At 69.2% G+C, this 13,957-nt stretch carries 14 protein-coding genes, 1 pseudogene and 1 riboswitch; of the genes and pseudogenes, 3 read left to right on the forward strand and 12 right to left on the reverse strand.

Going from position 1 to position 13,957, the window contains the following annotated elements; translation table 11 throughout:
• Nucleotides 1–10 precede the first annotated feature (10 nt).
• Together ACQPYY_RS31795 and aspA are read left to right on the forward strand one after the other, a co-directional pair.
• A pseudogene (locus ACQPYY_RS31795) lies at nucleotides 11–373 on the forward strand (cyclic nucleotide-binding domain-containing protein); the annotation flags it as partial.
• Nucleotides 374–502: 129 nt separating this feature from the next.
• The gene (gene aspA / locus ACQPYY_RS31800; RefSeq protein ID WP_433594778.1) at nucleotides 503–1,909 is read left to right on the forward strand and encodes an aspartate ammonia-lyase; all 1,407 of its coding nucleotides are present in this window, start codon (nucleotides 503–505) and stop codon (nucleotides 1,907–1,909) included.
• A 22-nt stretch (nucleotides 1,910–1,931) separates the two neighbouring features.
• On the opposite strand, the gene ACQPYY_RS31805 is transcribed toward aspA, so the two are convergent.
• From ACQPYY_RS31805 to ACQPYY_RS31850, 10 genes are all read right to left on the reverse strand, one after another.
• Nucleotides 1,932–2,774, reverse strand: coding sequence for an alpha/beta fold hydrolase (locus ACQPYY_RS31805; RefSeq protein ID WP_433592019.1), 843 nt, complete (start codon nucleotides 2,772–2,774; stop codon nucleotides 1,932–1,934).
• Nucleotides 2,775–2,855: 81 nt separating this feature from the next.
• Entirely contained in the window at nucleotides 2,856–3,488 is a 633-nt protein-coding gene (locus tag ACQPYY_RS31810) for a TetR/AcrR family transcriptional regulator (protein ID WP_357090781.1), read from the reverse strand.
• A gap of 691 nt (nucleotides 3,489–4,179) precedes the next feature.
• Entirely contained in the window at nucleotides 4,180–4,788 is a 609-nt protein-coding gene (locus tag ACQPYY_RS31815) for a peroxidase-related enzyme (RefSeq protein WP_433592020.1), read from the reverse strand.
• Nucleotides 4,781–5,293: a hypothetical protein gene (locus tag ACQPYY_RS31820; protein WP_433592021.1), complete on the reverse strand. Its 513-nt coding sequence runs from the start codon at nucleotides 5,291–5,293 to the stop codon at nucleotides 4,781–4,783. The genes ACQPYY_RS31815 and ACQPYY_RS31820 overlap by 8 nt, the downstream gene beginning before the upstream one ends.
• A complete protein-coding gene (locus tag ACQPYY_RS31825) occupies nucleotides 5,290–6,306 on the reverse strand; it encodes a putative FMN-dependent luciferase-like monooxygenase (RefSeq protein ID WP_433592022.1) in 1,017 nt (338 codons plus the stop codon). The genes ACQPYY_RS31820 and ACQPYY_RS31825 overlap by 4 nt, the downstream gene beginning before the upstream one ends.
• A complete protein-coding gene (locus tag ACQPYY_RS31830) occupies nucleotides 6,303–7,052 on the reverse strand; it encodes an ABC transporter ATP-binding protein (RefSeq protein WP_433592023.1) in 750 nt (249 codons plus the stop codon). The genes ACQPYY_RS31825 and ACQPYY_RS31830 overlap by 4 nt, the downstream gene beginning before the upstream one ends.
• A complete protein-coding gene (locus tag ACQPYY_RS31835; RefSeq protein ID WP_433592024.1) occupies nucleotides 7,045–7,914 on the reverse strand; it encodes an ABC transporter ATP-binding protein in 870 nt (289 codons plus the stop codon). The genes ACQPYY_RS31830 and ACQPYY_RS31835 overlap by 8 nt, the downstream gene beginning before the upstream one ends.
• Entirely contained in the window at nucleotides 7,907–9,778 is a 1,872-nt protein-coding gene (locus tag ACQPYY_RS31840; protein WP_433592025.1) for an ABC transporter permease, read from the reverse strand. Before ACQPYY_RS31840 ends, ACQPYY_RS31835 begins: the two co-directional genes overlap by 8 nt.
• Nucleotides 9,779–10,942, reverse strand: coding sequence for an ABC transporter substrate-binding protein (locus tag ACQPYY_RS31845; protein WP_433592026.1), 1,164 nt, complete (start codon nucleotides 10,940–10,942; stop codon nucleotides 9,779–9,781).
• A gap of 69 nt (nucleotides 10,943–11,011) precedes the next feature.
• Nucleotides 11,012–11,129: riboswitch (SAM riboswitch) on the reverse strand.
• A 153-nt stretch (nucleotides 11,130–11,282) separates the two neighbouring features.
• Nucleotides 11,283–11,918, reverse strand: a complete 636-nt coding sequence (locus tag ACQPYY_RS31850; protein ID WP_433592027.1) for an HAD family hydrolase — start codon at nucleotides 11,916–11,918, stop codon at nucleotides 11,283–11,285.
• A gap of 158 nt (nucleotides 11,919–12,076) precedes the next feature.
• Between ACQPYY_RS31850 and ACQPYY_RS31855 the strand changes: the two genes are divergently transcribed.
• Entirely contained in the window at nucleotides 12,077–12,904 is an 828-nt protein-coding gene (locus tag ACQPYY_RS31855; protein ID WP_433594779.1) for a GNAT family N-acetyltransferase, read from the forward strand.
• Nucleotides 12,905–13,069: 165 nt separating this feature from the next.
• On the opposite strand, the gene ACQPYY_RS31860 is transcribed toward ACQPYY_RS31855, so the two are convergent.
• Both ACQPYY_RS31860 and ACQPYY_RS31865 read right to left on the reverse strand, forming a co-directional pair.
• Complete coding sequence (locus ACQPYY_RS31860; protein ID WP_433592028.1) at nucleotides 13,070–13,507, reverse strand: MarR family winged helix-turn-helix transcriptional regulator; 438 nt, start codon at nucleotides 13,505–13,507, stop codon at nucleotides 13,070–13,072.
• Nucleotides 13,500–13,925 carry an SRPBCC family protein gene (locus tag ACQPYY_RS31865; protein ID WP_433592029.1) on the reverse strand — a complete coding sequence of 142 codons (426 nt, stop codon included), beginning with the start codon at nucleotides 13,923–13,925 and terminating at the stop codon, nucleotides 13,500–13,502. The genes ACQPYY_RS31860 and ACQPYY_RS31865 overlap by 8 nt, the downstream gene beginning before the upstream one ends.
• Nucleotides 13,926–13,957 lie beyond the last annotated feature (32 nt).

Genomic DNA, 13,957 nt, shown 5'->3' on the forward strand with positions numbered 1-13,957 from the left:
TCGGGTGCCGATGTGGGGTTTTCCCACCGAGCGAGGAGTCGACGTGGCCGAACTGGACGAGCTGATCAGTAGCACCGCCGCGGCCACCGGACTCGATCCGGAGGACGTCCGCGCCTTCGCCGCCACCGCCGAGCGGCGCGAATACCCGGCCGGGGCGGTGCTGTTCCACGAATCCACGCCGCGCGAGTGGGCGGGCATCGTGGTGGAGGGCGAGATCCGGATCACCTCCGGCCTCACCGGCCACGTGGTCGAGCTCGCCCTGCTCGGGCCCGGCAGCCTGATCTCGGAGATCGCGCTGGTCGACGACACTCCCCACACCGCCACCGGGCGCAGCGTCACCGGCGCGGTCGTGCTCACCGTGCCCCGGGCGACCCTGCGGGAACTGGCCGTCCTGCACCCGGATCGCTACTACCGCATGGTCTCCCGGGTCGCCCAGCTGGTCGCGCACCGCATGCGCGCGGTCTCCGCGCAGCTGTCGGCCGCCATCGCGGCCCAGCAGCCGCTGGGCGGCATTCGCACCGAACACGATTCGCTCGGCACCCGGGAACTGCCGGCCGACGCGTACTACGGGGTGCAGACCCTGCGCGCGGTCGAGAACTTCCAGATCTCCGGCATCGAGCTGCGCAAGTTCGGGCACCTGGTCAATGCCCTGGCCCACGTGAAAAAGGCTGCGGCCCTGGCCAACGCGGAACTCGGCGCGCTCGCCCAGCCCAAGGCCGACGCCATCGTCGCGGCCTGCGACGAACTGCTCACCGGCCGTCTGCGCGAGAACTTCGTCGTCGACATGGTGCAGGGCGGCGCGGGCACCTCCACCAACATGAACGCCAACGAGGTGATCGCCAACCGCGGCCTGGAGCTCATGGGCCACCGCAAGGGCGAATACCGATACCTGCACCCCAACGACGACGTGAACCGCTCGCAGTCCACCAATGACGTCTACCCCACCTCGGTGAAACTGGGCGTCTATCTGTCCCTGCAGGACGCCTCCGCGGCGCTGGGCGAACTGCAGAACGCGCTGCGCGCCAAGGCCGTCGAATTCGCCGACGTGATCAAGATGGGCCGCACCCAGCTGCAGGACGCGGTCCCGATGACCCTGGGCCAGGAATTCGGCGCGTACGCGGTCATGATCGGCGAGGCCATCAACCATCTGCAGCGCATCGGCGGTGACCTGCTGGCGGTGAACATGGGCGCGACCGCCATCGGCACCGGCATCACCAGCCCGCCCGGCTACGCGGACCTGGTCACCGTCAAGCTCGCGGAAATAACTGGATTGCCCATCGTGCAGGCCGAGAACCTGGTCGAGGCCACCCAGGACTCCGGCGATTTCGTGGCGGTGTCGGCCACCCTCAAACGCGCCGCGGTGCAGCTGTCCAAGATCTGCAACGACCTGCGGCTGCTGTCCAGCGGTCCGCGCGCGGGCCTGGGCGAGATCAATCTGCCCGCCATGCAACCGGGTTCGTCGATCATGCCGGGCAAGGTCAACCCGGTCATCCCGGAGGTGGTCAGCCAGGTCTGTTTCCAGCTCATCGGCTACGACATGACCGTCACCATGGCCGCCGAGGCCAGCCAGCTGGAACTCAATATGGCCGAGCCGATCATGGCCCACGACCTCATGATGGGCACCATGATGCTGCGCAATGCCGCGGTCACCCTGACCAGCCGCTGCATCACCGGCATCACCGCCAACCGGGAGCACTGCCGGGATCTGGTGGCGCACAGCATCGGACTGGTGACCGCGCTGGTGCCGACGCTGGGCTACGAGCAGTCGGCGGCCATCGCCAAGGAGGCGCTGGAGTCCGGCGGCAGTGTCTACGACCTGGTGCTCGAGCGCGGAGCCATGACCAAGGCCGAACTCGACGACCTGCTCAGCCCCGAGAAGATGACCGCGCCGCGCTCGCGGCGGCTCTGAGCGCCCCCGATCCGCTGACGAATCAGCGGTCCCGCAGCCACTTTTCGACATAGTCGATGGTGGAGCCGGGATCGCTGATCCAGCCGTTGTGCCCGAGCGGGGCCGGGTTGTGCCAGGTGGTGATGTCGGCCTGCGGCATTTTCGCGAGCAGGTGCCGGGCCGATCCGCGCGGGGTCAGCTCATCGCCGGTCAGGGTGATCGACAGGACCGGCAGTTTCAGCCGCCCGATCCGCTCCTCGTAGTCGATATCGGCTCCGGCGGGTTCGAACCTGCCGGTGCGGGCCAATCGCGCCCAATCGGCGATGAGCGCCTTGGACTGCCGCCCGAAGCCGCCCGCCGTGACCATGTCGCCCGGCCAGAACCCGGCCAGATTGGCCGTCAGCGACAGCGCCGCGCTGCCGACCGCGGCCAGCCCCGAGTACCCGCGGAAATGCGGTGTGCCGGACGCGATGAGGATGAGCCCGCCCAGCCGCCCCCGGATCCGGGACGCGTACATGGCGCCCAGCTGGCCGCCCATGCTGTGGCCGAGCAGGTACGGGGTGCTGTCGGGGAAGCGCAGGCGCACGGCCTCGAACATGGCCGGGAAGTCCACCGCCACCAAGTCCTGATAGCCGTAGCGGGACGGTCCGGTCGCGGGTCCGCCGCCGTTGCCGCGGATCTCCAGCAGCGCCACATCGAAACCCCTGGCCGCCAACGGCATTCCGAACAGCGAGTAGTACTCCCCCGGCACGCCGAGGCCGGGGGCGATCACCACGACCGGCCGCGGCGTGTCGGCGGTGATCGGATGCCGGTGCGAGCCCTTCGCCGGGATCAGCCGCACCGGGATCGTGGTTCCGTCGGGCAGCTGGATCGGCACCGTCTCCATGATCGGCACGCTACCCGTAAAGTTCGCGCCCGTCCGCGAGGCGGACGGGCGCGAAAGAGCGTCGGAAGGTGGGTTTTCGGGTCAGGCGCTGACCGCGCCCATGATGATGCGGCGCAGCACCTGGATGACGTCGTCGAGCGGCTGGCGCGGATCGGAGCCGCTCCAGGCGTCGACCACGTAGTTCACCGCGCCGATGATGGCGAGCACGCGCATTTCGTAGTCGCCGGGCGGGATCTCGCCGTGCAGGGCCGCGTCCTCGGCGGCGCTGGCCAGCAGTGCGCCCCAGGCGCGGCGCAGCTCCAGGCGGAATTTCTCCACCTTGGGGCCCGCGCCGACGACCTCGACGAGCGCGACTCTGGCCTTGCGCGGATCTCGTCCGATGGACTCGATGTAGGCGCGGACCGCCGCGTCGATGATGTCGATGGCGCTGGCGTCGGAGTGCTCGGCGATGGTGGCCGCCACGGCTTCCCGCGACTCGCGATCGATGTGCTCGTAGAGCTCGAGCAACAGCGATTCGCGACCGGTGAACTCCTCGTAGAACTGTCTGGAGGAGAGTCCGGCGTCCTTGCAGATGGCTCCGACGGAACTATTGGCGTATCCATCGCGCGCGAACACCGTGAGCCCGGACTCCAGAAAACGCGCACGACGCTGCCGCTGCCGGTCTTCTACGGGCTGCCCGGCGTACATTCTTCCCGCGTTCGTTTCCTGTGACATTGCGCCAGACAATACCGAAGGGCCCGATCCCCTCGTCATGGATCGGGCCCTTCGTTTGAACCTTCGACTTACCGCGCGTTAGCCGAAAGTTGGCTCAGCAACGTCGGGCCAGGCGACGCACCCGGGACGGTGGGTATAGGCAGGGGAACCGTCCCAAGTTCGGTACGCGGGTCCGGGGGGAGAGACTCGCGGCCCGATGTCGCATTGACCCGAAAGTCACTGATCGTTTGCCGTTCATCACGATACAGAGCAGGCGAACTGGACGGAATACTTTTCGAGGAACTTTTTAGGTTTTATTTGAGCGTCCCTCGCGACGCGCCGCCGGACCAGCACCGGAGCCTGGCGCAGGGGCGGAGTACCCCCTGCCGAAGCCGGATAATCCGGACACGAAAAAGGGCCCGATCCCCACAAGCGCGGGAGGGCCCTTCCGCATCGCTCCGACACCCGTTCAGTTGCCGAAAGATGGCGCTCGCGTGGCTACTTGGCCGAAAGGCTCGCCGAACCGGTAGCCAGCAGCTTGAACAGGGTCTGAGAAAGAACATCCGAAAGGAAGTTCGCCATGGTGGTGCTCCGATCCGAACGATTGCCAGTGTTGTCACTGACTGTTTGCCCTCGCGACGATACCGAGCCGACGCCCCCGGAGGGAAGATGACGGATGAACTTTCTAGAACCAACTCGATACAGCACTGGATTATGCGGGCACCTCCGGTTCCCCGAGGGTGAGCATCAATCGGTTGGCCCACGAGAACGAGGCCGCCGACAACACCAGATCGTGCAGCTCGGCGGCATCGAAACCCAACTGCCGCAAGCGGTTCAGATGGCCGGTGGTAGCCCGGGGCGGATTCGCGGCGAGGGCGTCCACGAAATCGATGACCGCGTCCCACCTTTCGTCGATCCGCACGTCGTTGCCTTCGTCCAGCAACCGCTGAACATCCCCGGGCCGCTTGGACAAAGCAGATGTGAAACGTGAATGAACGGAGGCGCAGTACTCGCACCCGTTGTGCCGGGAGGTAACGGTCGCCGCGAGTTCGCGCTCCGCGCGGGTCAGTCCCCCTCGACCGTAGAAGATCTCTTTGTCGTTGCCACTGCGATGCGCCAGCACCTCCGGGTTGCGCGCAAGTAGCCGGAAGTACGGCCCGATCCCGCGATCGCCCTCCAGCAGGGGTTTCTGCAACTCATCGGCATCGGCCAGCCGGATGGGTTCCACCCACGGCACCCAGTCCAGCTGGTCCTGCGTGAATCCCGTTGGCCTGCGTCCGTTTTCGACGCTGCGCACCTCGCTCGCGCCCCGCTCACCCATGGTCCGCTCCGATCAGTGTGAGACCGGCCAGCAGCCGGACCTGGAAATGCACGAATCCGATGAGCTGCGCCACCGTGACGATGTCGCGCTCGGACAGCCCGGCCGCGCCCAGGGCATCGATATCCGCGCAGGTGATGGCGGCGGGCGCGGTCGTGACCCGCGCGGCGTGCCGCAGGATGGCGGCGAGCACCGGATCCCCCTCGGCCGGAGCCGTTCCCAGCCCGGCGTAATGCGCGGCCAGCTCGGGCGCGCCCGCCAGCTCCGCCACCGCCACGGCCGCCGCGATCAGCCGGTCCCGCCCGACGGTCGCGGCCGCCGGACCGTTCAGCAACGCCTCGTAAACCCCCTGCGTATGCGCGATCACCGCCGGGCGCGTCGCCCGCAGCGCCCGAACCGCGTCCGCGCGTGGGCCGAGTACGGCATCGATGACATCGGCGGACCGGTCCGCCTCCGGTTCGGCCGGGGCGAGTGGCGCCGCCTCGACGGCGGCGGTCGCTTCGGTCACGAGGAAGTCCTTTCGTCGGGTCGCCAACCCAGTTGCGGGGCAACCTTGGTGGCGATGAGTTCGATGGAGCGCAGGGTGGCGGCATGGCCCGGGTCGACCGGGTGGACCTGCACGATGAAGTCGGTGGCGTGCCGCAGCGCCACGTCGGCGGCGAGCTGCTCCACCACCTCGTCGGGCGTGCCGACGTAGATGTCGCGCAGCACCTCGGCGACCGAATCGGCCACCTCCGGCCCGCCGTTGCGACCCAGCTGATCCAGGAACCGGGCCGCGCCGCGCTCGGCCAGGGCCCGGGCCTCGGCGTGGTCGTCGGCCACGAAAACGCCCCGGGACGCGCCGATTCGCGGTTTCGCACCCGGCGGCAGCGCGTCGAGATAGGCGTCGACCAGCGGCTGCTGGATCTCCCACAGGGTGGCCGCGGGCGCGGCCGGATCCCGCGGCTGCGCCTTCGACAGCAGCAGTCCGTCACCCGCGCGGCCGGCGCGCGCCGCGCCGGCGGCCGAGAAGGTGGCCTGCCACAGCCGGTCCCGCAGTCCGGGCGCGGGCGGATTGAGCCCCCGATCCCCGATCAACGGCGTTCCCGCCAGGGCGGCGGTGACCTTGGCGAGTTTGTCCGCGTACAGCCGCTGCCGGTCGAGATCGGCCGCCTCGAACAGTTCGAAGGCGTGCCGGGAGCCGCCCGCGCCGAAGCCGAGTTCCAGCCGCCCGCCCGACAGCTCGTCCAGCACGGCCGCGTCCTCGGCGACCCGGATCGGGTCCTCCAGCGCCAGCGTCACGATGGCGGTCCCGACCCGGATCCGCGGGAACCGGGCGGCCGCGTGCGCCAGGAACACGAACGGCGACGGCAGCCCGCCCTCCGCCGGATCCAGGTGGTGCTGCGCCACCCAGGCGGTGTCGTAGCCGAGCCGTTCGGCCAGTTCGATCTGGTCCAGGGCCTGCCGGTACACGCCGGCCGCGTCCTCGGCCGGGTCGGTGCGGACCAGGCGGGTGAAGAAGCCCAGGCGTCGTGCGGTCATGTCGTCACCTTTCCCAGGTAGGCATCGCGAACGGCCGGATCGCCGACCAGGTCCGCGGCCGGGCCGTGCAGGACGATCCGCCCCGTGCGCAGCACATTGGCGGTATGCGCGATGCTCAGGGCCAGCTCCGCCTGCTGTTCCACGATCAGGATGGCCAGGCCCAGTTCCCGATTGAGCCGGGCGATCTCCGACAGCACCCGATCCACGAACAACGGCGACAGTCCCATTGTCGGCTCGTCCATGCAGATCAGCCGGGGTTTGCTCATGAGCGCGCGGGCGAAGGCCAGCATCTGTTGCTCGCCGCCGGACAGGGTCCCCGCCCGCTGCGGCCGGCGCTCGGCCAGCCGCGGGAAATGCTCGAACAGCTCGGCGGCCCGCGCGGCCAGCACCGCGCGACGCTCCTTGCGGATGTAGCCGCCGACGAAGAGGTTCTCCTCGACGGTCATGGCGGGGAACACGCGTCGCGCCTCCGGCACCGAGGCCAGCCCGGCCCGGATCCGGGTGGCTGCGGGGGTGCCGCTCACGTCGACGCCGTCGATCCGGACCGCACCGGAACTCGGATGCAACAGTCCGAGAGCGGTTTTCATGGTGGTCGACTTGCCGGAGGCATTACCGCCGAGCAGGGACACGATCTCGCCGGGGCGGACCGTCAGCGACACCTCGTCGAGGGCCCGGGACGCCCCGTAATGCACCACCACGCGATCGAATTCCAGGATCGGCGTGGCGTTCTCGTCGAACTCAGACATCGACGGCCACCTTTCCCCCGGCCCGGCTGCGGCCCAGGTACGCCTCGATGACACGGGGATCGGAGAGCACCTCGTCGGGCGTGCCCGACGCGATGATCCGGCCCTCGTCCAGCACCAGCACCCGGTCGGAGAGCTCGTGGACCAGGTCCATCTTGTGTTCGACCAACAGCACGGTCTGGCCCTGCGCCTTCAATTCGGCCAGCTGCCGGCCGATTTCCGCGGTCTCGGTCTGGTTCATGCCCGCGGCCGGTTCGTCCAGCAACAGCAGATCCGGCTCGGACGCCAGCGCCCGAGCGATCTCGGTGCGGCGGCGATTGGCGTAGGACAGGGTGTAGGCGGGATGGTCGGCGCGCGGGACCAGCCGTTCCTCGAAACGTGCCAGCTGGGCGTCGATGCGGGCCGCCGACGCGCGTCGTTCGGCGCGCGCCGCCGGAGTCGGCACCAGGGCCACCCCCAGCTCGGCCAGCAGTGAAATCCACTCGAGCACCGGAATACCGGCCAGCGCGCGCAGCGGGCGGGTGGCGCGCAAGGTCGGCTGGAGACCGACGTCGACATTCTCGCGGACCGTCATATTGCCGAACACCCGGCCGTTCTGGAAGGTGCGCGCGATGCCCGCCGCGGCTGCCGCCTCCGGGCGACCCGGACGAATCCGCCTGCCACGCACCAGAACTTCCCCGGCATCCGGTCTCAGCACGCCCGAGATCAGGTTGACCGTCGTCGACTTGCCGGACCCGTTGGGCCCGATGATCGAGACGAATTCGCCGGGCGCGATCGAGAATTCGACCCCGTTCACGGCCTGCACGCCACCGAAGGCCCGCCGCAGGCCGGTGACGGTGAGCACCGCCTCGGCCGAGTCAGGCACCGACCGGGCTGGGCTTGTTGCCAGAGCTCTGTTCGTTTCCGACGACACGATCCCTCCTCACCAGAATTCCCTGCGGCCGGAACCGCACCACCAGCAGCAACACCAAGCCGTACAACACGATTCGCCACGACGGCGCGAGCCGCAGCACCTCCGGCACCCCGATCAGCACCGCCGCGCCCAGCACCGCGCCGTACGGCGACGCCGTGCCGCCCAGCACCAGGATGGTCACCACCAGCAGCGACATCGGCAGGTTGAACACGGTCGGATCGATGTAGGAGTACTGGTGCGCGAGCAGCGCACCGCCGATGCCGGAGAAGAACGCCGCCACCGCGAAGGCCAGCGCCTTGTAATCGCGCACCGGCACACCCGCCGAGCGCGCCGCCACCTCGTCGGCCCCGATGGCCCGGATGGCCGTGCCGAGGCGGGACCGCTGCACGCCGACGATGACCGCCACCACGACGGCCAGCACTGCCAGCTCCAGCCGGAAAATCTGGGTGTGCGTGGTGAATTCGTAGCCGAACAGGCTGGGCGCGGGGATCCCGAAGATGCCGTAACTGCCGCGGGTCACCGGCTCCCAATTGCGAATGATCGCCACCGTCACGATGCCGATGCCCAGCGTCGCGATGGCCACATAGTGACCGCCCAGCCGCCACAGCGGCGCGGCCAGCACCGAGGACGCCACCGCGGCGACGATCCCCGCGGCCACGATGGCCGGCAGGAAGGCCCAGCCGTGCGACACCGTCAGCACCGCCGAGGTGTACGCGCCGATGGCGATCGGCCCCGCCTGCCCGATGGCCAGCTGCCCGGCCGACCCGGCCACCAGCGTCATCGAGACCGCGATGATGGCGTAGGCCAGGATCTGGGTGCCCACCGAGATGCCGTAGTCGTCCGCGACGAGCGGAATCGCCACGCCCGCAACGGCGAACGCGATCAGCGCATGCCACCAGCGCACCCGCGGTTCCCGGCCGGAGCCGAGGAACGTGCCGGTCATCGGCTCGGATTCGATGGCGGGCGGGCGGGCCAGCAGGCCGCCCGGCCGCAGCACCAGGAAGATCACCAGCAGGCCGAAGGTGATCAGATCCCGATAGCCGTCACCGAACCAGTAGATGCCGAACGCCTCCACCAGGCCGAGCACGAAACCGCCGACGACCGCGCCTGGAATCGAGCCCAGCCCACCGATGGTGGCGGCCACGAACCCGGTCATGCCGACGATGCCGCCGCTGGTCGGTGAGATGTTCGAGTTGTAGAGGCCGACGAAGATGCCCGCCAGGCCACCCAGCCCGGAGGCGATGGCGAAGGCCAGCGACTGCACCCGGCCGACCCCGATGCCCATCTGCGCGGCGGCGTCCGGATCCTGCGCGGTGGCGCGAATGGCCAGGCCGTGGCGGCTGAACCGTAGGAACCCCCACAGCCCCGCCATCACGATGAGAGTGCTGGCGAACATGACCACGTCCGAGGTGCCGAACCGCACCCCGCCCACCTGAAAATTATTGGTGGACAGCACCTGCGGGAACGGCCGGGTGTCCGGACCGAACACCAGGGCGACCACGTTCTCGATGATCAGCCCCACCGCCACCGTCGCCAGCAGCGCGGCGATGGCCGGGGCGCGGCGCAGCGGCCGCACCGCCAGCACATCGATGGCGACGCCGACCAGCGCCGTCACCGCCACCACCACGACCAGCGCCGCCCACCACGGCACCCCGTGCTGGGCGATCAGCCACCAGCCCAGCACCGAACCGAACGCGAAGATCGCGCCGTGCGCGAAGTTGATGACATTGCTGACCCCGAAGATCAGGGTGATGCCCACGGCGATGAGGGCGTACGCATTGCCGTGGACCAAGCCCGCGATGAGCGTGTCGAACATCTACTTCTTGCTTCCGACCGGCACGAATTTGCCGTTCTGCAGCACCAGTTCGATCGGCTTCACACCGCTCGGGCGGCGGGTCTGCTGATCGAAGGCGAAGGTGCCCAGACCGATGCCGTCGAAGTCCTTGACCTCACGCAGGCCCTTCAGCACGCCCTCGCGGGTCGCCCCGCCGGCCTTGGCGGCCTTCACCAGCACGTTGAGGGCGTCGTAGGCGTAGACATTGAAGTCGCCCGGGTCGGTGTTGAACTTGGCCTTGAACTTGGTGACGAAGCTCTGGATCTTCGGGCTCGGATCCGACGGGGTGAACACGCCGTTCACGATGTCGCCCTCGGCCGCGCTGCCCGCCAGATCGATGAACTGCGGCGTGTTCTGGCCACCGAAGAACTGTCCGGTGAACCCGACGTCACGCAGCTGCTTGACCACCAGTGCGCCGTCCGGCCCGTAACCCAGGTGTACGAAGGCGTCCGGGTTGGCGTCGCGGCCCTTGATCAGCACCGGCCGGAAGTCCTGCGAGTCCGGCAGAATCGGCGAGGAATAGGCGATCTCGATGCCCTTCTCCTTGGCGAACTGCTCGAAGAACTTGAAAGCCTGCTTACCCCAGTCGGTTTCGAGATACACCACCGATACCTTCTTGGCCTTGGACTTCACCCATTCGGCATTGCGCTCCTGGAACACGTCCAAGGTGATCGACGGGCTCCACGAATAGTCGCCGCCCTTGGTGAAATCCACCGAGGAGTTGGTGAATCCGTACTGCACCAGTTTGCCGCGGTTGTACACCGGCGAGGCGGCGATGGAGGCGGGCGAGGAGAAGTCGCCCAGCTCGGCGATGATCGACTGGTCGCCGACGAACTTGGTTGCGATCGGCACCGTCTGTTTCGGATCCGACTGCGAATCCTCCCACTTCAGCGCGACCTTCTTGCCGTCGATCCCGCCCGCGGCGTTGATCTCGTCCAGCGCCAGGTCGAACCCCTGCTGCCAGAGCCGGCCGTACTCGGCCGAGCCGCCCGTCTTCGGGCCGGACACTCCGAAATACACTGTGTCCGAACCACTTCCGGGCGCGTCGCGGCCGCCGCAGGCCGTCGCCGATCCCACGACCAGAGCCGCCGCACCGACACCCACCGCGACCCGGAGAACACGCGACCGGGACCAGATCCTGCTCATTGCTACCTCTACATTCGCGCACCGGCACGCGGCCGGGCATGGGGACACGACCGCGACGCGAAGGGCGCGGTCTGGCGCTTGCGATGCCCGGCGGACATCACCTGGTCGTCACCCGGGGCACCCCACCGCCCACGCGAGGGTTGCCGATCAGCGAGCCGGGGCTCGAAAAACGCTGATACTCGTGACCGTGTCCAGAAAGGTAGCCGTGACAACCGGCGGCCGACACCGTTCGAATCACCCTGATGCCAAACGCCACCCGGCCCCACCGCCGGGAATTCCCCTGTAGCCCCCGCGAATTACCCCGGCGGCCGCATCGCCCCGCTGATGCGGCCACCAACCCCTACGTCAGATGCGCGGTCAGCCAGGCCGGGAACTCGGTCAGGTCCCGCAGCACCACGTCCGCGCCGGCCGCCGACAACTCCTCGGCCGCATACGGTCCGGTGGTCACCGCCACCGAGGTCGCGTCCGCCACCTTGGCCGCGCGCACATCACCGAGATGGTCGCCCACATAGATCGAGGCGCCGCGCTGGAGCAGCACCTCCCCCTTCTCCTCCGCCCACGCGCCGCCGACCAGTTCGTCGACCGCCAGCCCCAGATGGTCCAGATGCAGCTGCGCGTGCGGGCCGTTCTTGGCGGTGATCACCAGCACCCGGCCCCCGGCCTCGTGCACCGCCGCCAGCGCGTCCACCACGCCCGGCAGATGGTCCGACGCGTGCACCGCCAGCTCCGGATACATCTCCCGGTACATGGCCACCACGCCCGGCACCTCGTGCTCCGGGAACCATTGCGCCGCCTCGTGCGCCAGCGGCGGACCCAGCCGCGACACCACCAGCTCCGAATCGATAACCACCCCGGTCCTGGCGGCTACCGCGTCCCACACCGCGGCGATCCCCGGCCGCGAATCGATCAGCGTCATATCCAGGTCGAACCCGACCACCAGACCACCGGCGGAACCGCTCGAATCATCAACAGCCACGCTCCGACCCTACGGCCCGCCCGTCCCCGCCCCGCGCCTCGACCGCCACGATGTGACCCCGGCAACCGCCCACCGCGGCGGGCGGCACCGCGAAAATCAGCGGCGCGGCCACCGATCCGCGACCTAGGCTCGACCCCATGCCGAGCGATGAGGGAACGCTGTTCTGCGGGAGCGAGCTGGCCGCCCGCGTCGAGCGGGTGGAGACCGAGCTGATCGCCAAGGGCAGCGCGGCCGCCGCGGCCCGGCTCGAACCGGACACCGGCTTCGTGATCCCCCTCGCGGGCGGGGTCGCGTCCTTCGCCGAGGACGGGTCACCGCTGAACAAGATCGCCGGACTCGGCTTCGCGGGGATTCCCGACGAGGCCGAACTCGACGAGATCGAGCGGCTGTTCGCGGCCCGCGAGACGCCCGTGCAGGCCGAGGTCTCCCAACTCGGCGACCCCGGCATCGGAGAACTGCTCACCGGCCGCGGGTACCGGCTGGTGTCGTTCGAGAACGTGCTCGGCCGCGAACTGGGCGCGCCCCGGACGGCGGACGTCGCGCCGGGCGTCGAGGTGATGCCCAGCGGCGAAGACGAATTCGACATCTGGCTCACCGTGGTCGCGGACGGCTTCGCCCACCCCGACACCCAGGGCGTCGCCTCGCACGAGGAATTCCCCGCCGAGATCATCGCCAACGCCATGCGCGACCTGACCGGCGCGGCGGGTGTCCAGAGGTATCTCGCCCGGCGTGACGGCCGCGTGGCGGGCGGCGCCAGCCTGCGTATGTCCGACGGCATCGCCCAACTCACCGGCGCGGCAACCCATCCCGCGCATCGGCGGCACGGCGTGCAATCGTCGCTGCTGTCGGCCCGCCTCGCCGAGGCAGCCGCCGCCGGCTGCGACATGGCGGTGGTCACCACCCAGCCCGGCTCCAAATCTCAGCAGAACGTCCAGCGCCAAGGCTTCGCGCTGCTCTACACCCGGGCCATCCTGGTCAAGGGCTGACCGCCCGAGTACAGCCGTATCGCTGGCTCGCGCGGATGGCTTCCGCGCGCGGCGAAGGATCGCCGAACTCGTGCTCGAGGTCCTCCAGCACCGCGTCAGCACTCCGCGGTTCTTTGCCCCGCTACCGAGATCTGCCGTGGTGGGCGCCATCCGAGAGCGGCGGCGTCAGTTCGGGAGCCGGTGCGCGGCAATCGGTTTCAGCTGCTCGCGCAGTAGGTCGCCGTTTATGCCGAAGAGCTGCTCGTCGGTGTCGACGGCGATCCGCACGCCCCGGCTCGCCAATTCCCGGCCTTCCGCCGTGAGTTCGATGCGCAGCGCGCGAGCGTCGGCCGGGTCGGCGCACCGCGCCAGCAGGCCACGCTCCTCCAGGCCGCGAATCACCTTGGACGCCATCATCCGATCCGCGCCCGACATGTCGGCCACCTGCTGCTGGGTCGGCAGCTCCCCCGCCCGGCCCAACCACCCGGCCGAGGCCAGCAGATTGAACTGGGTCGGCGTGAGTCCGAGCGGACGCAGATTGCGTTCCAGCGTCGCCCGCCACTCCAGGGCGGCGTGGTGCAGCCAGAAGCCCGGACTCATGAGCGGTCCCCGTGGTTCAGCCACGCCGTCGTGCCTCCTGTTCCAATGCGACGAAGGTCAGCGGCATGTCCGCGCGCATGCCCTTCTCCCAGACGAGCTTGAACAGCGGGCCCATCGGCCCGTGCACCTCGACGTGCTCGGCCACCCGCACGCGGCCGTCGCCGAGCGGGACGTAGGTGCGGTGACCGCGCAGCTTCCCGAACGGGATGCCCGCCTCACTGGTCCACGAATGTCCCGGCTCCACGGCCACGATAGTGAACGGCCCGGCCGGCGCGCCCTTCGGCTTCACCCACCCTGTGGTCCCGGCCGCGAACTCACCGTCGATCCGGGACTTCTCCTCGTGCGGGTCCCATTCCGACCAGCGGTCGACATCGGTGGCGACCGCCCAGATGCGGTCCAGGTCGCCGGTGATCACGGCCTCTTCGGTGAACGAGTACATCATCGTCGTCTCCAATCGGGAAAATATGTTGTTGC

The organism is Nocardia sp. CA-145437, assembly GCF_050956485.1.
Taxonomy (GTDB): domain Bacteria; phylum Actinomycetota; class Actinomycetes; order Mycobacteriales; family Mycobacteriaceae; genus Nocardia.